Raw genomic sequence first — 22768 nt, forward strand, 5'->3', positions numbered from 1 at the left:
GAGTGCTTAGTGATGGGCAGTCAGGGGATCGAACCCTGGACCCACGGATTAAGAGTCCGTTGCTCTGCCAGCTGAGCTAACTGCCCATGTCATATTGACAACACAAATTATAATATCAACTTTTCCCCTTTTTTGCAAGGCCTTTTTAAAATTATTTCGTATTTTACTTAGGCATCTAACTGTTATAAGCTAATAGTAAGGATAAATTCTAAAGTAAGGGGTAATTTTATGACCAGCAAAAAAGAGCGTTTTGAGCTGATGAACCGCCTGTTGCGGACCTACATGATTAACATGCAACACTTCTACATTAGCCTTTCGCCACAACTAGACCTAACACCGCAACAGGCCCGGACCCTCTTGTACATCCAAAAAAAGCCTGGCCTGATTCAACGGGAAATCGGTGACTATTTCCACCTCCGCAACGCCAGCGTCACCAGCATGTTGAAGAATCTTGAACGGGCCGGTTATATTGTCCGGAAAAACGACCAGGAATCAGCCCGCATCAAGCGGATTTTCTTGACAGATGCCGGCGTCGCCAAAACGGCGAAAATCAAGACGGTCTTTGACCAGGCCTACTCACAGATTGTGGATCATCTGCGAGAAGAAGATATCGACGCAATGGTGACGGCGATGAAGAAAATTAACCGGGACCTAGAAAAGTAAATTATCTTGTTGACAGTTAGATGCCTATGTGTTTTAATGTAAGTCGTTTAAAACAGTTAGATACTTAATTGTTAGGAGGCTTACAAAATGCCAAGGAAAAAGTTCAATTTTCGTGAGTTCTTTGGACTGATCAACCACCTCCACCCGAAATACGGGCGGCTCGTGGTCGGGGTCCTGCTGGGCTTTATTTCGACAGCGGCCAACCTGTTTGTGCCGCAACTGGCCCAGCGGCTGATCAATAATTTCCGTAGTATTAGCCCAACTTTGGCAATCTTAACGGTGGTTATCTTTATTGCTGGACTGATTACCAGTGCCGTTTCAGGAGTCCTGCTCGGGATCTTTGGTGAGAACGTAGTGGCCAAGCTGCGGAAACAGTTGTGGCAGAAGCTGCTTAAGATGCCGGTAAAGTACTTTGACAATGTCAAGACCGGGGAAATCAGCTCCCGGCTGGTCAACGATACCTCACAGGTGAAGGAACTCCTTGCGTCGACCTTCCCCAACGCGATGACCTCAATCCTCCAGTTTGTCGGCGCCCTGGTCATCATGCTGGCGATGGACTGGAGGATGACCATCCTGATGTTCGTCACCGTCCCGCTGATTATCCTGGTGATGATGCCAATTATGAATTGGTCCCGCCGAATCGGTCGGATCCGCCAGGATGAGCTGGCTAAGTTCGCCAGCGACTCCACCGACGTGCTCGGAGAGGTGCGATTGGTCAAGTCCTCAAATGGTGAGCAGCACGAGCTTACCCGGGGAAACCAGCGCATTCGCAACCTCTACAGGATTGGGGCCAAGGAAGCCATCGTCAATTCCGTCACCTTGCCGGTTACTAACATGATGATGATGGTAATGTTCCTTTTGGTCCTCGGTTATGGGGCCATTCGGGTAATGAACAACCAGATTACCATGGGGGCACTGGTATCGTTTCTGATGTACCTGTTCCAGATTTTCAGTCCGGTAATCATCGTCAGCCAGCTCTTTACCGACATGGCCAAGACAAGTGGGGCCACCGAACGAATCCAGCAGATGCTGGCCGAACCCGAGGAATTTGTTAGCGACAAGACCGAACAGGAAATCGCGGCAAAGCCACTGAAGTTTGACCACGTTGACTTTGCCTACGAGCCCGGTAAGCCGATTCTCAAGGACATCAGTTTTGCGACGAAACCCAACGCGGTGATCGCCTTTGCGGGCCCGTCTGGTGGTGGGAAAACGACCATCTTCTCCCTGATTGAACGTTTCTACCAGCCGACTGCCGGTAAGGTCCTGCTGGGCGATGAAGACATTGATCAGTTCGACTTGGCCAAGTGGCGGGAACAAATCGGTCTGGTCAGCCAGGATGCCGCGGTAATGCCGGGCACCATCCGGGATAACCTGACATACGGACTCCGCCGGTCGGTGAGTGATGATGAACTCTGGTGGGCCCTCAAGATGGCGTACGCCGATGGCTTTGTCTCTCAAATGGCCGACCAGCTGGAAACAGAAATTGGGGAGCGGGGAATCAAGCTTTCCGGGGGCCAGCGGCAGCGAATTGCGATTGCCCGGGCCTTCCTCCGTGACCCCAAGATCTTAATGCTCGACGAGGCCACGGCCAGCCTGGATGCTGAATCCGAGGCAATGGTTCAAAAAGCCCTTGGCGACTTGATGCAGGGGCGGACCACCCTGGTGATTGCCCACCGGCTGAGTACGATTGTCGATGCTGACAAGATTTACTTTATCGAACACGGGACGGTGTCGGGCGCCGGCACCCACCAGGAATTGCTGGAGAGCACGCCACTCTATGCCCAGTATGTTCACGATCAATTTAAATAGTAATAAGGCCACCGGCGGTTTTCCTGCGGTGGCCTTAATTATTATGCGGTTATTGTTGACTGGCGAGCACTTGGTCAATGGCGGCCAGCTCGTCAGCGGTGAATTTGAGGTTATTGAGGGCCTTAACGTTGTCAACCAGTTGACTTGGCCGACTAGCGCCCACCAGGACGCATGCCATCACTGGTTGGCGGAGGTCCCAGGCCAGAGCCATCTCGGCCAGGGTCTGGTGCCGCTGCTTGGCGATTTCGTTCAACTGCCGGACGGTATCGATGGTTTGCTCAACCTGATCCGGGTGGAGGAAGGGACTGGTCGACTTGGCAGCCCTTGAGTCAGCCGGGATGCCGTTGAGGTAGCGGTTGGTTAATAACCCCTGGGCCAGGGGACTAAAGCAGACCGCGCCCTTACCTTCCTTCTCCAGCACCGGTAACAAGTCACCCTCGATGTGGCGGTCAAACATGTTATAGCGGGGCTGGTGGATGATAAATGGCGTGTGGAGGTCCTTAAAGACCTTGGTGATCGCGGCGGTCTGGGCACCATCATAGTTGGAGATTCCAATGTAGAGGGCCTTGCCTTCCCGGACCAGCTGGTCGAGAGCCTCAGCAGTCTCTTCAATTGGCGTCGCCGGGTCTGGCCGGTGGGAATAGAAGATGTCTACGTAGTCCAGTTGGAGCCGTTTGAGGCTCTGGTTGGCACTGGCGATGATACTCTTGCGCGATCCCCAGTTGCCGTATGGGCCGTCCCACATTTCGTAGCCGGCCTTACTGGTGATGATCATCTCGTCTCTGTAGGGCTTCATATCGGTGGCCATGATCCGGCCAAAGTTTTCCTCCGCACTGCCGGGGACCGGGCCGTAGTTGTTGGCGAGATCGTAGTAAGTGATTCCGAGGTCAAACGCCTGGTGGACGATGGCCTTCTGATTTTCGTAGGGGTCAACGCTACCGAAGTTGTGCCAGAAGCCCAGACCAATGGCGGAGAGCTTGAGGCCACTCTTGCCAACCCGGTTATAGGTCATCTGTTGGTAGCGGTGGGGGTTAGCTTGATACATTATGACTCCTCCTCAATTAAGGCAGTTGGTGTCCGGCAGCCAGGTAGAGGTCGTACCACTCCTGGTTAGTCAGGTCGACGTCGGCGCCCTTGGCACTGTCGGCGATGTGGGCCGGGTTCATGGTCCCCATGATCAACTGGATCTGGGCCGGGTGCTTGAGGACCCAGGCGGCAGCGATGGCGTTTTTACCAACCCCGTACTTGGTGGCCAGTTCACCAAGCTTCTTATTCAGTTCTGGGTAGTCCGGGTTGTCGATGAAGGTGCCCTCAAAATTCCCGTACTGGAATGGCGACCAGGCCTGGATGGTGATGTGGTGGTGCCGGCAGTAGTCGAGGAGGCCGCCGTCGTGGTCGGTTCCATCGGCATTAGCAATGTTAGTATTGATCCCGAAGTCGATCATCCCCGTGTGCTTCAGGCCAAACTGCAGTTGGTTAAACATCAGGTGTTGGGTGATGCTGTCCTGGACCATCGCAAATTGTTGGGGGTTGAAGTTGGAGACCCCGAAGAAGCGGACTTTACCGCTGGCCTGGAGGATGTCAAAGGCTTCCTTGATGCCGTCCAGGTCCATCAGCGGGTCTGGCCGGTGGAGGAGGAGGCCATCCAAGTAGTCGGTCCCCATCCGCTTCAGGACCCCATCAACAGCCTCCAGGATGTGCTGCTTGGTGAATTCGTAGCGGCTGCCGAAGACAAAGCTACCGTTGCTCCGGGCCGGGTCAACGATGATGCCGACCTTAGATTGGATGAAAAGGTCCGTCCGTTTAGCATTTGACAGCTTGAGGGCCTGGCCCAGCACTTCTTCCGACTTTCCCTGACCGTAAATATCAGCCGAGTCGATGAAGTTGATGCCGTTATCAAAAGCAGTGTCGACCGCCTTGGCCGCTTCGGCCGGGGTCTTAGCTTCCATCCGCATGATCCCCAGTCCCATTGCCGGGATCTTCAGACTGGTTGCACCGAGGTTAATTTGTTTCATAAGAAAAGCCGTCCTTTCGAATCTGACTAGTTAAACTACACTTTTCATGATAGTTAACCAGTGCTGAGTCGACAAGACGGCACTTTTTATTTCCCAGGTTACTTTGAAGTACCCTGGTTGGTGGGGTGGTGGTCAGCGGCGTAGAGCTGGTTGAGCTTGCGCAGCCGTTCCTCTTTAACCTGCTTAGTAGCCTCACTATATTCACAGGTGCGGTGCTCAATATCGTAGCCTTTTCCGTTGATATAGCCCCAAGAGCACATGACATCGAGGATGGGAAAGAGGGTTTGGCCGTGTGCGGTCACGGCGTATTCAACTTGGACGGGGACGGTGGGGATGACGTTGCGGCTAATAATTCCGGCCGCTTCCAACTCCCTTAGCTGTGCGGTCAAGGTCTTCTTTGGCGCCGTTTCCAGGTAATGAAGGATCTCGCTGTAGCGCCTGGTCCCGTTGGTTTCCAGGTAGTGGAGAATCAACGGCTTCCACTTGCCACCAATTACGTCGAGAGTAACCTGAATTTCACTAAGGACCGTCTTTTGTGCCATCATCAATACCTCCCGGAAAACAAAAAAAGAGATTGAGGAAACCTCAATCTCTGTAAACCTCTGATGGGCAGTCAGGGGATCGAACCCTGGACCCACGGATTAAGAGTCCGTTGCTCTGCCAGCTGAGCTAACTGCCCATGACCTCTTAACAAGGTACTTTACTAATCTACCATCAATACCATGAATTGTCAACGGCCTTTGCTAAAAAAGTTTTAGGAACCTGTGCTATAATTGAGCTAGCTTAATAATGAATGTTTTAAATTTTTGATCAATTATACCCAACGGAGGGATTATTGATATGGCAAAGAAAATTCTTGTTGTTGATGATGAAAAGCCGATTTCAGATATCATAAAGTTTAATTTGGAAAAGGAAGGCTATGAAGTCGTCGTGGCCTTTGATGGTGAGGAGGCCTTGGAGAAGGTCGAATCTGAAGACCCCGACCTGATTATTTTGGACCTAATGCTACCGAAGATTGACGGCCTTGAGGTTGCCAAGCGGGTCCGGGCCAAGCATACGATGCCCATCATTATGGTGACCGCGAAGGACTCGGAACTGGATAAGGTCCTTGGCCTGGAACTTGGGGCTGACGACTATGTTACTAAGCCATTCTCTAACCGGGAACTGGTTGCCCGGGTTAAGGCTAACTTAAGGCGGCAGGCTACTCTAAAGGCGCCAGCGGAAGAGGATAAGAACAGTGACATTAAGGTCGGCGACTTGACCATCCACTCTGAAGCCTACACCGTTACTAAGCGGGGTGAAAATATCAACCTGACTCACCGGGAGTTTGAGTTGCTCCACTACCTGGCCCAACACATTGGTCAGGTCATCAACCGGGAGCACCTCCTGCAGACTGTCTGGGGGTACGACTACTTCGGTGATGTCCGGACGGTAGACGTTACTGTCCGGCGGCTTCGTGAAAAGATTGAGGATAATCCAAGTCAGCCACAATGGTTGATTACCCGGCGGGGTGTTGGTTACTACTTAGCAAATCCTGATCAAAATTAGAGGCTGAACGGTTGTGAATAGCAAATTAAAATTTTATCAATCGATTCGGGTAAAAATCGCCCTCGTGTTTGCGTTAATGTTGATGTTAACGCTGGAATGCGTCGGGGCGGTTTTTGTGCGTCAATTGGAGCATCAAAGCCTGAATACGTTTAAACAAACTATTGAACTGCCGTCATACGTTGATAATTCGTTGAGCGAACAGCTTTCGCGGTCCAACAAGAAGAAGGCCAACCAGCAGATGCGGCAGATCCTGTCGGAAGTCAATAACAACAACATCTCGGAGATTCGGGTAATTGACAGCAAGGGAATTATCCGGAGCACCAGCACGAGTGATATTCGGGGAATCGTGGGCCAAAAAACCACCGATGGCACGATTAAGGCGACCCTGGTCAATAACCGGACCCACTCCGAAAATATTTATGATAGTTCCAATCATAACCGCTACTACATTAACGTTATTCCCTTAAACGATAGCAATAATAACGTTGTTGGGGCGGTATATCTGCGGGCTAGTCTGGAAGGGGTATACTCCAACATCAACAGCATTACCCTGATTTACTTGTCAGCAGCCCTAATCACCATTGCCCTGAGCCTCTTCTTGGCCATTCTTATTTCCCAGGAAATAACGCGGCCAATCGAGGAAATGCGAAAGCAGACGCTACGAATTGCCCGCGGGGACTTCTCCGGTCAAGTCCGGGTTATGGGAAATGACGAATTGGGTCAACTGGCCGGGGCGGTTAATAACCTCTCCGTGCGGGTTGAGGAGGCCCAGGAGTCATCAGATTCAGAACGGCGGCGGCTTGACAGCGTCCTATCCCACATGTCCGACGGGGTCCTGGCGACCGACCGGCGGGGCAATGTGACCATCGTTAATAACATGGCCCTCCAACTGCTCGGTGTTGACCACGAGGACGATTTAATTGGGAAGTCAATCATTGACGTTTTAGACATTCGCCACGACTACACCGTCCGTCAGTTGATTAACACGGATCAGGAAGAAATGATTATCGACATGTCCAACGAGGGGACCGACTTGATTTTAAAAGCCTACTTCTCGCCAATTCAGCGGGAATCGGGCTTTGTCAGCGGGCTAGTCTGTGTCCTTCATGATGTCACTAGTCAGCAAAAGGAAGAGCGGGAACGGAAGCAGTTCGTTTCCAACGTTTCCCACGAGCTACGGACCCCCCTGACCAGTGTCCACAGCTACGTCGAGGCTTTGAGTGACGGGGCCTGGCAGGATAAGGAGATTGCCCCAAAATTCTTGACGGTAATTCAAAACGAAACCAACCGGATGATTCGGATGATCAACGACCTCCTGAGCCTTTCGCGGATGGATTCCGGGACCACCAAGTTGAACCTGGAATACGTCAATATCAAGGAGCTCTTCAACTACATCCTGAACCGCTTCGACATGATTATTAAGAAAAACGAAAATGACGAAAATAGCAAGAAGTACACGATTGAGCGTTACTTCACTAGTAAGGACCTCTGGGTGGAAATTGATACCGACAAATTCACCCAGGTAATTGACAACATCATGAACAACGCGATTAAGTATTCACCAGATGGTGGTGTAATTACGACTCGTTTACTGGAGACGCATAATCACGTTATTTTGAGTATCTCGGATCAAGGCCTAGGGATTCCGCGTAAGGACCTTGGCCGGATCTTTGACCGCTTCTTCCGGGTCGATAAAGCACGGAGCCGGAAGCAGGGTGGTACCGGGCTTGGTTTAGCAATTTCCAAGGAAGTTGTCAATATGCTCGGTGGCCAAATTTGGGTCGACAGTGTTGAAGGTAAGGGTTCAACCTTCTATATCTCACTGCCATACGTACCTTATGAAGAGGAGGATGACTGGGATGTTCAAGAAACTAAGGACTAACTGGCTATCATTTGCCTTAGCGCTTGTCGTAATCATCAGCCTACTAATTTCTGGACTGGTCTGGACGAATCCTTTTCAATACGAGGGCGCCCGGCATGATAACCTGATTCATTCGAACCAACAATTTACGACCCAATCAATGGGTGATGTTTACCTGCCAACCAGCTTGGTTCAGACTGACCGGCGGGGCAACCAGGCAATTTTGTACAACCCCCAAGTTAACCTAATTCATAAACTTAAGGGCACTATCCATGGTTGGCAGTTTGGCCGGGTTTCGACCGTCAAAAGCAACAACAGTGATGTCTATCTGATTTACCTGCGGCGGCGCAACTCACTGATGATGAGCTACCCAGATGGGGTGCCGACGGTGGTCTTTAACGAGACCTTCTCCCAGTCAATCAATAGTGACCAGGTTAACCAAATCAACCACATCGTGATTCCCCTAGGGGGACCGCGGGAAATTTACCTGTTGAGTGACCACCATTACGGGATTTACCGCTTACGGCTCAGTAAGGGCAACTTCGACCAGGTCCAAAACATTGCAAAGAATGCAAGCCGGATCCCCGTTGACCATAAAATCATTAATGGTCAGACGGTAATGACCTACCCGCGGGGCTTCAGCCTACCGACCTTTGCCTTCCAGGTAACTAACCAAAATATTGATACCCTGTCGACAAACTTGATGAGCAGCAACCAGCACGCCAACGTGACGACCAGTCATAGCGGTGACAACGTTATTCACTCGAACGGAACCAACCGGAAGATGACCTTTAACCAAGACCGGGGAACGGTCAACTACAAGGCCTTCTTGAATAACGACGACCAGCGAACCAACGAACAACTGTACTCGTACTTCTACAGCCGTCTCGTTAAGACGGGAGTCCAGCTGAGCAACATCCGCTTTGACGGGGCTAACGACCACCAGCGGCAGTTAACCTACCGCAGCTACGTCGATGACTTTCCAATCTTTAACAGCGATGGCTACGGGACAATCAAGTTACGCCTGACCCGTGGCGGGACCGAGCACTGCCAGATGAGTATTTACTCCGTCCAGGTGCCATTGCCAATTGACCAGCAGGAAGTCCGCCTGCCGTCAAGCACGGTCGTCTTTGACCAACTGCACGCCAGTCCCCACTTTAGGGAAGTTAAGGGCCTGCGGGTTGGCTACCTGTGGAAGACCGATAATAAGAACAAGAAGGTCGTTAAGTTAACACCATCTTACTTTGTGAAGTACCATGGTAACTGGATCAACTACACGGAATTGATTAAGTGAGGGGGCACGAAAATGAATTTTAAACGTATTCAATGGATTTTCCTGTTTGCCTTCCTTGCCTTCGATATCATCGTGGGCTGTGAGCTCCTTTTTCAGGGGAGCCGGTTCACCATTTCAAATAGTCAGCAGGGCCACCAGACCGCGGTCCTTAAGGAAATGCGGGCGGACTCAATTACCTATACGTCCCTTTCAAGGCATCAGCCTTCTGGTTACTACATTTCGGGAACCCGGTCCGGAGATGGGGGCCAACTTGAGCAGCAGATGACTAAGCTACGGAACCAGACCGCCCACTTCTCAGATAGCGAGCTCAACAGTGAATTTGACTCACCAATCAAGGTTAGTCACACTCACCCGGATGACCGGCTCAACCAGGTAATTAAGTCGGCCCGGCAAGTGCCGTTGGGGACAAAATACCGCTACAACGCCCAACTTTCTGACAAAAAGACGGTTGTCTACACGCAGATGGTTAAGGGCCAGCCAGTCTTAAATAATGATGGGCAGGTCCGTTTCCACCTTAATAACGGCAACCAGGTAACGGGCTACACACAGGGCTACATTGAGAACCCGATGACCCTCCAGCAACGGGCCACAGCGATTAGCCAGCAGCACGCGGTTATTTGGCTATACCGGCATAATCAGATTCCCAACGATTCACAGATTCGCTGGGCAATCCTGGGCTACACCAAACTGCTGACGACGAATAATCACGACCGGGCAGTATACGTCCCAACCTGGCTAGTGCAGATCAAGACGAAGACGTCTGACACGACCCAGCGGCTGAACGTCAACGCCTTTAACAGTACGGTGATGAAGACGTCACCGGACACCGTGAACATGGATAGTATTAAATAATTGTAAAAAGGGGAAATTATTGGTGACAGATACCGATTCATTACGTTACAGCATTCTAGCAAGCGGGAGCACCGGCAATGTGACCTACCTGGAGACCAACCACCACCGGATCCTGATTGACGCGGGCCTCAGTGGGAAGAAAATTGAGGGGTTGATGAATAAAATCAACCGCTCACTAGCCGATGTTGAGGCCATCTTTGTAACGCACGAGCACAGCGACCACTGCCACGGTGTCGGGGTCCTCGCCCGGCGGTACGGGATGGCCGTCTACGCCAACCAGGGGACCTGGGACGCGATGGCCAGCAAGGTCGGCAAGATTCCGGCAGACCAGAAGTTTATCTTTGCGCCTAACAGCGTCAAGGAATTTGGTGATATGGATATCGAGAGCTTTGCGGTTTCCCATGACGCAGCGGAACCCCAATTCTACCAGGTGCACCACGACAACAAAACTTTCTGCATCCTGACCGACACCGGTTACGTCTCCAGCCGGGTTGCGGGGACCATCAAGGATGCGGACGCTTACCTGATGGAATGTAACCACGATACGGAAATGCTCCGGATGGGCCCGTACTCCTGGCCTCTCAAGCAGCGGATTTTAGGGGATGAGGGCCACCTATCCAACGAGGAGGGGGCCGATGCCCTGATGAGTGTTGTCGGCCGGCGGACCAAGGAGATTTTCCTCGGCCACCGCAGCCAGCACAACAACATGCGGTCCCTGGCCCACCTCACCGTTGCCAGCATGATGGAGCAACACGATTTTGGCGTGGACCACGACTTCCGCCTCGATGACGCTGAGCCGGAGCAACCAAGCAAATTAATGGTCCTGTAACGGTTTATTCAAAGAAATTTCATAACTTTCCGGTAGGGTAAAAGTGAGATTTACTGATGGAGGAATGAGTAATGAAGGATGATAAACCAGTTAGTCGCCGCTTTTGGGCAAAGGTCGCCGGGGTCGGCTTACTAGCCGGCCTGATCGGTGGTGGCGTGACGCTCGGCATTAACGGCGCCATCCAGCACCACGAGGCCACTGTTAGTACCCGGGTACCGATGGGGTCAAACAAGTCCGGCGGGACCAAGGTAAACGGCAATAAGGCTAACCTGAACACCCAGTCGACGAAGGCCTATGATTCCGTCCAATCGACGGTGGTCAGTGTCCTTAACAAGCAGAAGGTCCAGCAGGGCAACGGTGCGCTGGGAATCTTCGGTACTATCCAGGGCGGGGACAGCTCGTCGTCAAGTGATAGTAACAAGCTGGAGACCGCCAGTGAAGGCTCCGGGGTTATCTACAAGAAGTCCGGCAACACGGCGTACATCGTTACTAATAACCACGTTGTTTCGGGGTCCAACGCCCTCCAAGTCATTCTGAGCAATGGCAAGAAGGTTGACGCCCAACTAGTGGGGGCGGATTCCGCTACGGACCTGGCCGTACTAAAAATCAACGCAGCCAACGTGAAGGAAGTTGCTTCCTTTGGGAACTCGAACTCAATCAAGGCCGGGCAGGATGTTCTGGCAATTGGGTCCCCAATGGGTAGTGAGTATGCCAACACCGTCACGAAGGGGATTGTGTCCGCAAAGAACCGGACCCTTAAGGCGGGAACCGATGGCACGCTGACGTCCGTTATCCAGACCGATGCGGCAATTAACTCCGGGAATTCTGGTGGCCCCCTGATTAATATGGCCGGCCAGGTAATCGGGATTAATTCAATGAAGCTCTCCTCCGATAATGATGGCTCCTCGGTTGAAGGGATTGGTTTTGCCATCCCAAGTAACGAGGTGGTTAGCATCATCAACCAGCTGGTCAAGAAGGGAAAGATTTCCCGGCCAGTACTGGGGCTGGGGATGGCCGACTTGAGCAGCGTTACTACCGACCAACAGCAGTCCGTCCTTAAGCTGCCAAGCAACGTCAATAAGGGGGTCGTGATCCTCCAGGTTGCTAACGGCTCGGTTGCTGATAACGCGGGCTTGAAGAAGTACGACGTGATTACCCAGCTGGGTGACAAGAAGATTAACAACACGAACGAATTACGGGCGGCCCTGTACAAGTACAAGGTTGGTGACACCACGAAGGTCACCTTCTACCGGAATGGTCACCAGCAAACGGCCACCCTCCACCTGACCAAGGAAGCCGCCAATACCGACGACAACCAGCAGGAAGATGATGGTGAATAAACAAGAAAGAAGCTGGGAAAAAAGCTTCAGAGTGCTCCGTAATCAATGGACTTGCTTCGCGGCGCTAGACACTAGGAGCACGCTTCGACGCGGAGCAAGCCTATTTGGTTTTTCCGCGATTACTGTGTAATATTCGGAAAACTAAAAGAGCATTAAGCCATGCTTTCCGTATTAATAGTGGTAGAATGGCTAATAACTTAATTTCGAAATAGGACGGTGAAATAAATGAACAATCGTAAATTTAAATACCCGGACACGAAGGCCTACGAATTCGTCGTTAGCCGCTTGAAGGAGCGGGGGGTTAACCTGGATGACTTAATTGACATTATCTACGAGTCGCAAATTGAATTTGAGCCCCAGCTAACCAAGGAACGGTGTACTGAATACCTGCAGGACGCCCTCCACAAGCGGGAGCTCCTTAACAATGCAATGGTCATGCTGGAACTCGACCGCCTGACCGAGAAGGGTGAGGTTGCGGAGCCGCTGTCGAGCATCATCGTCAATGACGCCGGTGTCTTCGGGGTTGATGAAACCCTGGCCCTGCAGATTGCCAACATCTACGGGACGATTGGGACGACCAACTTTGGTTATTTCGACCGGGTCAAGAAGGGGATTATTGCGAAGTACGACCACGACGGCCAACATGTTAACACCTTTATTGACGACCTCTTAGCAGCGATTGTTTCTGCGGTCGCTGGTAAGATTGCCCACAGTTACGCCTAACTAAAATGACTTCCTGCCTGTGCAAAAGTCGGTAGGGGGTCTTTTTTATTTTGCCCACTTTGTCGATAACCGGGACGGATTTTATCCGCAAATGCATTTTTAAAACCGAATGTTACCCGTTTATTTAAAGGTTAACATTCACTTAACAACGGTAAGTTGCTTAAATGCCACAAGCCGTGTTATTTTAGGGGAGAAATATGAAAGAAAAGCTGTTGATATTTTCTGTGGATAAGTTGGTGGATAACTAGTGGAAAATTTTTATTTTGGTAAACATTGCTGTGAAATCGGCACATTAGCGAATAAGAAAGTTATCCACAGGCAGCGGGGCTAGTGGTGGATAAGTGGAAAACTTTTCCACATTGTACCCGTTAAACGCTGCTATATCAACAACTATAGTTATCAACAGCGAACGATTGTTTTTGTGGATAACTGTGGATAAGTCCATTCTCAGAAAACGGTTTATTTGTGAATTAAGAAGCGAACATTCGGAGATATATTTCATCCCCAAATCAGCCTGTGGATAACTTTGTGGAAAACGTGTGGAAAGTGGTGGATATCTTGAATATCAAAATAATTGGTGTCGGTAAGTTAAAGGAAAAGTACTTTAAGGCGGGAATTGCGGAGTATGGCAAGCGCCTGGGCCGCTTTTGTAAGTTCCAGGTTGTTGAGGTGCCTGACGAAAAGGCGCCCGAATCCCTGAGCCAGGCCGAGATGGATGAGGTAATGGCCAAGGAGGGGGAGCGCATCCTCAACAAGATTAAGGACCGGGAGTACGTTTACGCCCTGGCAATTAAGGGTAAGGAACGGTCGTCTGAGGAGTTTGCCAAGGAGATCAACCAGCTGGCAACTTACGGTCACAGCGACATCACCTTTGTTATTGGCGGATCACTGGGACTGAGCCCGGCGGTTTTGAAGCGGGCTGACACCCAGATTTCCTTTGGCCGCTTCACCCTGCCCCACCAGTTGATGCGGTTAGTATTGAGTGAGCAGATTTACCGGGCCTTCACGATTATCAACGGCCTGCCTTATCACAAGTAGTAAGCGTAAGGTGTGACGGTCCTCTTTTCGTGAACTATACTGGAGCTGAGGTGATTATGATATGAAGAAAGTGGCAATTCTGATTGGTAGTGTCCGGCCCAACCGACGGAGCAAGCAGGTGGCCGACTGGCTGCGGGTCCAGTTGATGAAGAGTCAGCAGGTTCACTTCGATGTGGTTGACTTGAAGAAGGTTAACCTGCCGATGCTGGATGAACCGCACATCCCCTTCACCGGCCTCTACACCCATGCCAAGACCCGGAAGTGGAGTAAGTTAGTTCAGTCATATGACGGCTTTATCTTTCTCTTCCCCCAGTACAACTGGGGTTATCCAGCGGCCCTGAAGAACGCGATTGACTACCTGGCCAAGGAATGGCAGGGGAAGCCGGTTAGCCTGGTTACCTTTGGCGGTCACGGGGGCAACCAGGCCCAGGCAGCAATGCGCCTAGTAGTCACTGGCCTCAAGATGAAGCAGCTGGCGGTCAACCCGCAAATCAGCTTGATGCCGGGTGACTCCCTGGCCACGGCCGATTATCGCCTGCATACCCATGATGATGAGGCGGCCCTGCTTCGTCAGGAATTTGAAAATGTCTTATAAGTAAGGGACTGTGACATAAGTTCCCCATATAGTTAAAAATGCTACAGCGTAGTACACAAAGGGGCTCTAGCGTTCGGAAAATCCGAATACTAGAGCCCTCTTTGTGCTTCCTAAAGACTTGCTTCACTTCGACGGGGGTTCTTTACAGGCTAGCTTCGCGTCGAAAGACGGACTAGCAAGCTAGTTCTGTCTCACTCCCTTTCTTTAAAACTTGTGATAAAAATCGAGATTTACCACGTTAATACGTTTTGAAACCGCATTAGAATGCAATAAATCAAAGGAAACAGTTCGTGAAAATTGTTGCAAAGATTCCTGAAATGTGTAATTATTAGAACGTAAAAAATTAAAGAGAGAAGCTGTTATTTAATGGAACGTCAATTTGATTTTCTGATGCCAAGTGTGAACTTCTTTGGCCCGGGGGTCATCAAGAAGATTGGTGACCGGGCAAAGATGCTTAACATGCATAAGGTCCTGGTTGTTACCGGGGGGCATATCGTCAATATGGAAAACGGTCCGGTTGCCCAAACCCTGGACTCCCTGAAGGCGGCGGGTGTTGAATACGTTGTCTTCGATGGTGCGGAGGAAAATCCGAAGATTCGGGATATCAAGAAAGGTAAGCAAATCTACCTGGACAATGATTGTGACAGTATCATTACTGTTGGTGGGGGTTCTGCTCATGACTGTGGTAAAGGAATCGGAATTATCCTGACAAACGGTGACGACATTACCAAGCTTGCCGGTATCGAAACTCTGGGAAAGCCACTGCCACCACTGATGGCGGTCAACACCACTGCCGGGACTGGTTCTGAACTGACCCGGCACGCTGTTATTACCAACGAAGAGACCCACCTGAAGTTCGTTGTGGTTTCATGGCGAAACATTCCACTGGTTTCCTTCAACGACCCAATGCTGATGCTGGACATCCCACAAGCAACTACGGCTGCTACCGGTTTGGATGCCTATGTCCAAGCGGTGGAACCATTTGTCTCCGTTGACCACAACGACATCACCGATAGCCAATGTGAAAAGGCAATTAAGATTATCCAAAAGTACCTGCCAGAAGCAGTTGCTAATGGTCACAACGTGGAGGCCCGGACCAAGATGGTTGAAGGGGAAATGCTTGCCGGCATGGCCTTCAACAACGCCAACCTGGGCTACGTTCACGCCATGGCACACCAACTGGGTGGTCAATATGACGCTCCTCACGGTGTCTGTTGTGCACTGATGCTGCCAGTTGTTGAAGAATGGAACATCATCGCCTGCCCAGACCGCTTTGCTAAATTGGCTGAGATTATGGGCTACGACACCACTGGCATGACCACGATGGAAGCCGCTCACAAATCCATCGACGGGATGCGTGAATTGGCTAAGGCCATTGGTATTCCGGACTCTATCAAGGCCATTGGTGCAAAGCCAGAAGACTTCGAATTGATGGCCGAAAATGCCCTCAAGGACGGGAACGCCTTCTCCAACCCTCGCAAAGGGACCAAGGAAGACGTCATCAAGCTCTTCCAAAAGGCTTACGATGGAATTTACTAATTACTGATTCAAATAAAATAAGGGACGAGATGGGAGAAATTCCTGTCTCGTCCCTTTGTTACTTTTTACTAGCGCGTTGCAGAGCACCGGTATTGCGGCCCCAAAAGACACCATCCGTATAGCCCTGGATGCTGCGGTCATCATTGGCCTTCATCAGGCGGTAAATTCCCCAGGCTGTGTAGAGTTTGCTCTGCTCAATTCCGATAAAGTGACGCCCCAGTTTTTTAGCCGTAACTAAACTTGACCCGGCCCCGGCAAACGGGTCGAGGACCACATCCCCGGGGTTAGAACTGGCGAGAATCGTCTTTGCTAACAGCTTCTCCGGCTTCTGGGTAGGGTGACCGGTGTTTTCCGGCATCGACCAATACGGAATCGAAATATCATCCCAGAAGTTAGACGGCATGGTGTCCCGAAAGCGCCCCACCTTCGTTTCTTGCCAGTCTTTTGCCTGACCGTTTTCTCGGTAAGGGGCGACCACCTGTCGCCGTTGCTTTACCTGGTTGACATTGAAGGTGTAGTCTTTGATGTTCATGGTCAGAAACCAGATGTCTTCCATCCCGTTCTTCCAGTTGGTCTTGGCGCCCCGTCCCTTTTCCCGTTGCCAGGTAATCCGGTTCTTGATGATGAAGTTCTTGCCCAGAACCGGCGCCAGGGCGATGCTGGTCTGCCAGTCCGCGAAGACGTAAAGGCTGGCGTCCGGCTTTAGTTTTGGCTTCAAGGCGTCAATCCAGCGCTGGGTGTAGGTCTGGTAGTCATTATCCGCCAGGCGTTTAAAGTGAAGCCCGTCATACTGCTTGTTGAGGTTGTAGGGCGGGTCCACCAGGGCCAGGTCGGCCACCTTATCCGGTAACTGGGGGAGGATGGAAAACGAATCACCATTGATGCTCTGGTCTACCACCTTTTTTATGGTTGTGAGATCATCTGCCGCTGTTTTAATTTGGGTAAGAACGCCCGCGGGTGCGTGTGCAAGGTCAAAATCAATTGTCTTGTTCCGGGCTGATTTCGTCATTTTGTCACCATCCAAACTCGTGTTTTCATTCTAGTATAACGCATGTTGGGTCCCGCCTTAGTCTTCTCCGGCATTAATGTGAAATTCTTGCCTATTTCTGGTAATAAATTTCCACTCATCCCCATTTGCTGGCAAATGCTTACACCTACCGGTATCATAAAGGTAACACAGAAATGAGGAGTGTTTGACAATGAAAATGATGAAGTGGATTGCAGGATTAGTAACGGTTTTCTTAGCTTTTCTGTTCTTGAATGGGATTAAGGGTAACAACACGCCGGCCCAGGCCAGCAACAATATCAAGGTTACCTACACCTTAAAGAAGAACAACAAGCAGTTCGCTAACAAGAAGGTCACGGTTAAGGATAACGCCACCGTCCTGAACGGCCTCAAGAAGGGCTGGAAGGTCAAGATTGCCGACAAGGACATGGTATCTTCAATCGATGGTCACAGCCAAAACAACAAGAAGAAAATCTACTGGACCTACACGATCAACGGCAAGTCCAGCAACAAGTCGGTAATGCAACAGCACGTTAAAAACAATGACCACGTTGTCTTCAACCTCAGTAAGATGAGCAATTAAGGCAACTAAAGGGGAGCAACGATGACAACTGAGCATGACCGCATCAAAAGGATGACATTAATGTCAATGCTCACGGCGATTGGCGTTGTTTTCCGGATCATTCGAATCCCGATTCCCAACGTCCAGCCGGTCACCGACATGATTATGATTGTCACCCTGGTATTAGGGATCGGGTTCGGCATATCGCTGGCCATGATGATCATGGTTGTTTCTAACCTGGTGCTGGGCTTTGGAATCTGGACCGTTCCCCAGATTATTGCCTACGCGGTCTGTGTGCTGACGGTGGCCGGTTTGGCCAAGGTCTTGCCAATTCGTAAGCACCTGATTCTCCAGGTTATCCTGGCCGGCTTCCTCGGTTTTGAGTACGGCTTTTTCGTCAGCATTGGGATGTCAATCTACGGGGGCTTCGCGGCCTTCATCGTTTACTGGCTGAACGGTTTGCTGTTCGATTTCTACCACGCGGCCGGGAACTTGGGCTTCTACTTTATCCTGTATAAGCCCCTGACCAAGATGCTGAAGATGTATTTTAAGCAGTGAAAAAAACACGGTTGAGAAAATTTGAATTTTCTCAGCCGTGTTTTTGCGTTTAATCAAATGAATTGTCCCCGTCTTGGGTTATCATCCTGATGAGGTTAGGATTATCGGTGTTGCGTTCGAGGGTTCCACCATCGTCCTTTTCCTGGTGGCCCAGACTGACGTTGCCGTCGTCGCTAGTCAGAATTACCCCCGGATCGTTCAGGGCGTGGGCCTCGTTATCCCCATCTTGGTTATTGACGAGGTAGTGGCCATTGACCGTCAGCTTGCGGGCTGTGAAGTCACCCGAAGATAGGTCGGCCTGCCCACCGTTAACGGTTACCTTGTAGAGGTCAGTGTCGCCACTGGCGGAATTAAGCTTGGTGGCCGTTAACCGACTATTGGCGGATCGAATGTCGCCGGATGCGGAGTCAATCGTGCCACCCTTAATCTTACTGTTGTTGACGGTGACGTCACCGCCGTGCGTCTTGACGTGAACCCGAGCAAAACGGGTGTCCTTTAGGGTAACATCGTCATTACCCTTGATAGTCAAGTCCCGGACCTGCTTGTTCTTTGGCACCGTGATAACGATTTGGTCGTTGCTATCATCACTCCAGGAGACGCTAAAGTGCTTCGTCTTAACGGCAGTGGTTTGGCTAACGATAAGCTGGCCGTCCTTGACCGTCGTCTGCAAAGCCGCGTGCTTCTTGCCGTAGTAGTATGCGCCGTAGTGGTCGCCCTGCCGGACCTTGACATCCGCGGAGGCCGCCGTGACCTTGACCCGGTCGAAGTGTTGCTTAGTCAGTGTCTGTTTATTGACGTGGTTGAATATCTCCTCGTCGAAGGGGTGGAAAGGCTGGGGATGGCTAAAGAAGCCCACAGCCACCATGATGGCCCCGATGATGACGAGGATGCCCCCAATACTAAGTGCTTTTTTCATTATGCGCCCTCCTTAGACTTGTTCCTGGGGTACCTGACGAAATTTTTACAGCCTCGGCAAAGCCACTTGATGGCCCAGACCACAATGGCCACGAAGATAATCAGCAGGCCGAGGAGGGCAATCCCGCCCCCGCAGTAGAAGATTGCTCCCCACACGTCGGTGGCAAACAGTGATCCGGCCAGCGCGAAGGCCCCAATGCCCAGGCCAAAGATGGAGGCCAGCCCGCCGATGATCAGGCCGAAGAAGCCGAGCAAAAGGCCCAGGGCAAGTGGCCCCAAGAAGATAATGAGGACCACCGCGAGGCAGATGTAGAGGATGGTCCGGGTCCGCCGGTCGTTTACGTAATTCACTGGTCGACTGGCCGGGCCGTTCGGCTGGCTGCCGGTCGTCTTGGCGATGATGTCCGTACTCAGCTGCTCGGGCGTGCCCAGCTTGTCGACGATTTCCTTAACAGTGGTTAACCCGGCATCATCGATATACTCGCTGTAGAAGTCGATGGCGTCGTCCCGGTCCGCCTGTGACAGGCCCTTCAGGTATTTTTTTAACTGTTCGATGTATTGTTCGCGTGCGTTCATTGTTCTTCCCCCTTATCGCTAGCGTTAAACACCCGGTCGAGGCTTTCCTTATAGTCGTTCCATAGCTTGCGGACCCGGCTCAAGTGCTGCTCGCCCTTGCGGGTAATGCGGTAGTAGCGCCGGTTGCGGCCCTGATAGCTCTGCTGGTAGGTGGTCAAATAGCCACCCTGGTTGAGCCGCCGCAGGACTGGGTACATCGTGGATTCGGAAATTGAGATTGCCTTTTGCATCTCCTGGGTGAGGGCGTACCCGTAATAGTCTTGACGCTCAAGAATCGCGAGGACCATCCCATCAAGGAGGTCGGCAGTAATGGTTATTTTCATGGTGACCCTCCTTTGCTATCGTTCATCTAATATTATATGTTATATAGTATTATAGTTGCAATAATATTGTGATAAAAAAAGCGGAGTAGGGGAAAATTTCGGTTCTACAATTTTAAGTACTGATGGATTTAACATCAGTGCTTATTTTGGTTTAAATTTAAAATAAAAAACGAAAGATGGCTGACCCCCGTCTTCGTTTAAGAAAGGACCATCTTTCATGGATAATTCTATCAGAACTGCTCTCGGAATTAAAGACACTCATCTTGAACTTGATACCAATACTAAAGAAGACTCGATTGCCGATCACGGCGATTATATTGTGGTCCATCTTGTTCAATCCTACCCCATGCATTGTCCTCATTGTGGCCGGCTAATGTACAAGAATGGCATTAAAATCGTTAACTATCATGGGGCAGACCTTCATTACAAGCCGACTGTTTGGTCGATTAAAAAGCAGAAGTATATTTGCCCAGCTTCTCCTCAATGTCCACAAACAGTGACGAAATTAGCTCCGGTCGAGGATGTCCAATATCGTCACCATATCGCCACGAGTATTAAGCAACGCATTATGATGCAACTGGTTAAGAATGAATCCCAAACTGATATCGCCGATGATTTTTCTGTTTCGGGCTGGACCGTCAGGCGCGTAATTAATCACCTTGATCATGTCTTTAAGCCTAACTACCATTGGCTTCCCCGTCATATTGCCTTCGATGACTTTCATTCTGGTCGCTTTGCGCCCAGCGGAATGAGCATGATTCTCGTAAACATTGAGAACCATCGAACGCTCGATATCATTCTTTCACGCCGGAGTAGCTTTCTTCGCAATTACTTCCTGCGTTATAGTCACCGCGCTCGTTTAGCGGTTCAAACTGTTACGGTCGATCTCTATACTCCTTACCGCCGCTTGATTCAAGAGCTATTTCCGCATGCTTTAATTATCGCGGACCACTTCCATGTCGTAGCTCAAGCTTATCGTGCCCTGAACCAAACTAGGATTAAAGTAATGAACCGTGCCGGAAAAAGTTCCCGGCAATGGCGAGCTCTCAAACATTTTTGGAAACTGCTCTTAACCCCTAGTGCACTCCTCAAGTATGATAACTTTTGGCGCCGCCGCAATTTTGGTTACGCCCAGCTAACTGATATTGAGGTTATTCATCGTTTATTAGCTTTCGACGACGAGCTTAAGCAGGCCTATCAATATTACCAAGACCTGATTCTAGCAGTTAATCATCGGAGTAAGTCAGCTCTCAACCAACTATTAGCTATCAAATGGACCGCGCTTCCCCAAGCGTTTCAGAAGGTCCAACGCACTCTGCGAACCCATCGTCAAGAAATCATCGCCAGCTTCAAATATGATCATTACACGAATGGTCCCGTTGAGGGTACAAACAATAAGATTAAAGTTATCAAACGGACTGCCTATGGCTTTCGTAACTTCTTCCACTTCCGCGTTCGTATCCTGATTTCCCTGCCGAATTCTTATATCGCCATTAATTGGCATAATAAAACAGCTCATGTCCAGGGTCAGGCAAGAGCTGCATAGAAATTATTCAATTTATCTTATCAGTACTTCTTGACGAAGAGCCAAAATTTCCCGTGCTCCGTAGTTTGTTATTCCTTAACAAAGCCGGTTTGCTTGAACTTAGCCCCGTGCATCAGGGTGTTCTCCACCGGGCAGCTCTTGGCCACGTCTGCCAGGAACTGTTTAATATCTTCGTCCGATTCGTCGCTGCGCAAGTGGGGCTCGTAGCGAATCTCGGTGAACTTGTAGAGCTTTTGGCCGTCGACCTCTTCTCTGCCGAGGTCCCCTTCGACGTCGACCCAGAAGGCCCGTAAGTCAAAGTGTCGCTTCCGGGCGAGTTCGGTGGCGGTGATGGATTGGCAGGCCCCAAATGAGGCGAGGAGGATCTCCACCGGGTTCATCCCCGTGTTGGTACTGTTCGGCTCGTCAAAGGTAATTTCAAAGCCGCGGGCCCCGGCCGCAACCTGCATTCCCGTGGTGGTCTTTGTTGCTCTAACTTTGTAGGTACTCATATTAAAACCTCCTGATTATCAATTTGCCTTAAGTTTACCGGACAAAAAATTCGGGTGCAATTAAAATGCTTCTTTGACCATCCGCATTAATAGCCTATAATTTAGGTATTAAACGAATATAAATGGGGAGATAAAGATGAAATATTCGCACCGGCTGAGCGACGCCGTACACATCTTGGTATACATAGAAATTTTAGGGAGTGCTAGCAGCTCAACAATTGCTGATAGTGTCAATTCAAATCCCAGTTTGATTCGGCGCTTGATCGCCCGGATGGTCAAGGCGGGGATCTTAAACCGCAAGGGCAAGGGGAACGAGATTGCAATCAGCCTGACGCGGCCGGCGAACCAAGTCAGTCTCCTCGATGTCTACCAGGCGGTGGAGGACCATCAGCACTTCTTAAACGTTGACCAGGAAGTCAACCACAACCAGCCCCTGGGCCGCAGCATGCCGGCGGTCCTTAGCGAGGCGTATGGACAGGTACAGATTGCCGCGGAACAGGAAATGGCCCAGATTAGCCTGCAGTCGGTTGTCGATGCGGTCCGGGCGAAGATGGAAGAATAAAGGAACTGGAGAAGAAGCTCCTCACACCCAAAAATCCGTACCACGATTTCTAAAATTCGTGGTGCGGATTTTCCTATCTTGGACTAGAAAATCAAAGTTATTTCCCGATCTTCGTAGTTGCAT

24 protein-coding genes and 2 tRNA genes are annotated in these 22768 nt (G+C 50.6%); 16 read left to right on the forward strand and 10 right to left on the reverse strand.

Going from position 1 to position 22768, the window contains the following annotated elements; translation table 11 throughout:
* Positions 1-13 precede the first annotated feature (13 nt).
* A tRNA-Lys gene (locus KZE55_RS00105) sits at positions 14-86 on the reverse strand.
* Positions 87-228: 142 nt separating this feature from the next.
* Between KZE55_RS00105 and KZE55_RS00110 the strand changes: the two genes are divergently transcribed.
* Together KZE55_RS00110 and KZE55_RS00115 are read left to right on the forward strand one after the other, a co-directional pair.
* Complete coding sequence (locus tag KZE55_RS00110) at positions 229-663, forward strand: MarR family winged helix-turn-helix transcriptional regulator (RefSeq protein WP_222258343.1); 435 nt, start codon at positions 229-231, stop codon at positions 661-663.
* An 87-nt stretch (positions 664-750) separates the two neighbouring features.
* Positions 751-2472 carry an ABC transporter ATP-binding protein gene (locus tag KZE55_RS00115; protein WP_222258344.1) on the forward strand — a complete coding sequence of 574 codons (1722 nt, stop codon included), beginning with the start codon at positions 751-753 and terminating at the stop codon, positions 2470-2472.
* A gap of 49 nt (positions 2473-2521) precedes the next feature.
* Here the strand turns inward: KZE55_RS00115 and KZE55_RS00120 are convergent, their stop codons facing one another.
* The 4 genes from KZE55_RS00120 to KZE55_RS00135 all read right to left on the reverse strand — a co-directional run bounded on the left by KZE55_RS00120 (position 2522) and on the right by KZE55_RS00135 (position 5166).
* Entirely contained in the window at positions 2522-3517 is a 996-nt protein-coding gene (locus tag KZE55_RS00120) for an aldo/keto reductase (RefSeq protein WP_222258345.1), read from the reverse strand.
* Between the two features lie 16 nt (positions 3518-3533).
* Entirely contained in the window at positions 3534-4487 is a 954-nt protein-coding gene (locus KZE55_RS00125) for an aldo/keto reductase (protein WP_222258346.1), read from the reverse strand.
* Positions 4488-4585: 98 nt separating this feature from the next.
* Positions 4586-5029 carry a winged helix-turn-helix transcriptional regulator gene (locus KZE55_RS00130; protein ID WP_222258347.1) on the reverse strand — a complete coding sequence of 148 codons (444 nt, stop codon included), beginning with the start codon at positions 5027-5029 and terminating at the stop codon, positions 4586-4588.
* A gap of 64 nt (positions 5030-5093) precedes the next feature.
* Positions 5094-5166: transfer RNA gene (locus KZE55_RS00135), tRNA-Lys, on the reverse strand.
* Between the two features lie 161 nt (positions 5167-5327).
* On the opposite strand from KZE55_RS00135, the gene yycF reads away from it, so the two are divergent.
* The 10 genes from yycF (at position 5328) to KZE55_RS00185 (ending at position 16106) form a co-directional block, all read left to right on the forward strand.
* On the forward strand, positions 5328-6035 hold the full coding sequence (gene yycF, locus KZE55_RS00140; protein ID WP_222258348.1) for a response regulator YycF: 708 nt from the start codon (positions 5328-5330) through the stop codon (positions 6033-6035).
* A gap of 13 nt (positions 6036-6048) precedes the next feature.
* A complete protein-coding gene (walK, locus tag KZE55_RS00145; RefSeq protein ID WP_222258349.1) occupies positions 6049-7917 on the forward strand; it encodes a cell wall metabolism sensor histidine kinase WalK in 1869 nt (622 codons plus the stop codon).
* On the forward strand, positions 7895-9190 hold the full coding sequence (locus tag KZE55_RS00150) for a YycH family regulatory protein (RefSeq protein ID WP_222258350.1): 1296 nt from the start codon (positions 7895-7897) through the stop codon (positions 9188-9190). Before walK ends, KZE55_RS00150 begins: the two co-directional genes overlap by 23 nt.
* A 12-nt stretch (positions 9191-9202) precedes the next feature.
* A complete protein-coding gene (locus tag KZE55_RS00155; RefSeq protein WP_047769445.1) occupies positions 9203-10042 on the forward strand; it encodes a two-component system regulatory protein YycI in 840 nt (279 codons plus the stop codon).
* Positions 10043-10064: 22 nt separating this feature from the next.
* Positions 10065-10871 carry an MBL fold metallo-hydrolase gene (locus KZE55_RS00160; RefSeq protein ID WP_047769443.1) on the forward strand — a complete coding sequence of 269 codons (807 nt, stop codon included), beginning with the start codon at positions 10065-10067 and terminating at the stop codon, positions 10869-10871.
* 71 nt (positions 10872-10942) lie between these two features.
* Positions 10943-12211, forward strand: a complete 1269-nt coding sequence (locus tag KZE55_RS00165) for a S1C family serine protease (RefSeq protein WP_222258351.1) — start codon at positions 10943-10945, stop codon at positions 12209-12211.
* Positions 12212-12436: 225 nt separating this feature from the next.
* Positions 12437-12934: a phosphatidylglycerophosphatase A family protein gene (locus KZE55_RS00170; protein ID WP_047769439.1), complete on the forward strand. Its 498-nt coding sequence runs from the start codon at positions 12437-12439 to the stop codon at positions 12932-12934.
* A 558-nt stretch (positions 12935-13492) separates the two neighbouring features.
* Positions 13493-13972 carry a 23S rRNA (pseudouridine(1915)-N(3))-methyltransferase RlmH gene (rlmH, locus tag KZE55_RS00175; RefSeq protein ID WP_047769452.1) on the forward strand — a complete coding sequence of 160 codons (480 nt, stop codon included), beginning with the start codon at positions 13493-13495 and terminating at the stop codon, positions 13970-13972.
* 61 nt (positions 13973-14033) lie between these two features.
* Positions 14034-14567 carry an NADPH-dependent FMN reductase gene (locus tag KZE55_RS00180; RefSeq protein WP_222258352.1) on the forward strand — a complete coding sequence of 178 codons (534 nt, stop codon included), beginning with the start codon at positions 14034-14036 and terminating at the stop codon, positions 14565-14567.
* 366 nt (positions 14568-14933) lie between these two features.
* Positions 14934-16106 (forward strand): iron-containing alcohol dehydrogenase, encoded by a 1173-nt coding sequence (locus KZE55_RS00185; protein WP_222258353.1) that lies wholly within the window; start codon positions 14934-14936, stop codon positions 16104-16106.
* A 58-nt stretch (positions 16107-16164) separates the two neighbouring features.
* Here the strand turns inward: KZE55_RS00185 and KZE55_RS00190 are convergent, their stop codons facing one another.
* Complete coding sequence (locus KZE55_RS00190; RefSeq protein WP_222258354.1) at positions 16165-17115, reverse strand: DNA-methyltransferase; 951 nt, start codon at positions 17113-17115, stop codon at positions 16165-16167.
* Positions 17116-17305: 190 nt separating this feature from the next.
* On the opposite strand from KZE55_RS00190, the gene KZE55_RS00195 reads away from it, so the two are divergent.
* Together KZE55_RS00195 and KZE55_RS00200 are read left to right on the forward strand one after the other, a co-directional pair.
* Entirely contained in the window at positions 17306-17695 is a 390-nt protein-coding gene (locus KZE55_RS00195) for a DUF4430 domain-containing protein (protein WP_222258355.1), read from the forward strand.
* A 21-nt stretch (positions 17696-17716) separates the two neighbouring features.
* Complete coding sequence (locus KZE55_RS00200) at positions 17717-18232, forward strand: ECF transporter S component (protein WP_222258356.1); 516 nt, start codon at positions 17717-17719, stop codon at positions 18230-18232.
* A gap of 49 nt (positions 18233-18281) precedes the next feature.
* Here the strand turns inward: KZE55_RS00200 and KZE55_RS00205 are convergent, their stop codons facing one another.
* Genes KZE55_RS00205 through KZE55_RS00215 form a run of 3 tightly spaced genes read right to left on the reverse strand, consistent with a single transcriptional unit; the run spans position 18282 to position 20046 of the window.
* Positions 18282-19148, reverse strand: a complete 867-nt coding sequence (locus KZE55_RS00205; protein ID WP_222258357.1) for a DUF4097 family beta strand repeat-containing protein — start codon at positions 19146-19148, stop codon at positions 18282-18284.
* Positions 19148-19723 (reverse strand): DUF1700 domain-containing protein, encoded by a 576-nt coding sequence (locus tag KZE55_RS00210; RefSeq protein ID WP_222258358.1) that lies wholly within the window; start codon positions 19721-19723, stop codon positions 19148-19150. Before KZE55_RS00210 ends, KZE55_RS00205 begins: the two co-directional genes overlap by 1 nt.
* Positions 19720-20046 (reverse strand): PadR family transcriptional regulator, encoded by a 327-nt coding sequence (locus KZE55_RS00215; protein ID WP_047766877.1) that lies wholly within the window; start codon positions 20044-20046, stop codon positions 19720-19722. The genes KZE55_RS00210 and KZE55_RS00215 overlap by 4 nt, the downstream gene beginning before the upstream one ends.
* Positions 20047-20263: 217 nt before the next feature.
* Between KZE55_RS00215 and KZE55_RS00220 the strand changes: the two genes are divergently transcribed.
* A complete protein-coding gene (locus tag KZE55_RS00220; protein WP_222258013.1) occupies positions 20264-21592 on the forward strand; it encodes an ISL3 family transposase in 1329 nt (442 codons plus the stop codon).
* 68 nt (positions 21593-21660) lie between these two features.
* Here KZE55_RS00220 and KZE55_RS00225 read toward each other — a convergent pair whose 3' ends face one another.
* Positions 21661-22083, reverse strand: a complete 423-nt coding sequence (locus tag KZE55_RS00225) for an OsmC family protein (RefSeq protein ID WP_222258359.1) — start codon at positions 22081-22083, stop codon at positions 21661-21663.
* 136 nt (positions 22084-22219) lie between these two features.
* Between KZE55_RS00225 and KZE55_RS00230 the strand changes: the two genes are divergently transcribed.
* On the forward strand, positions 22220-22645 hold the full coding sequence (locus tag KZE55_RS00230) for an Rrf2 family transcriptional regulator (protein WP_222258360.1): 426 nt from the start codon (positions 22220-22222) through the stop codon (positions 22643-22645).
* Positions 22646-22768: the final 123 nt, after the last annotated feature.

The organism is Limosilactobacillus panis (genome assembly GCF_019797825.1).
Classification (GTDB): Bacteria; Bacillota; Bacilli; order Lactobacillales; family Lactobacillaceae; genus Limosilactobacillus; species Limosilactobacillus panis_A.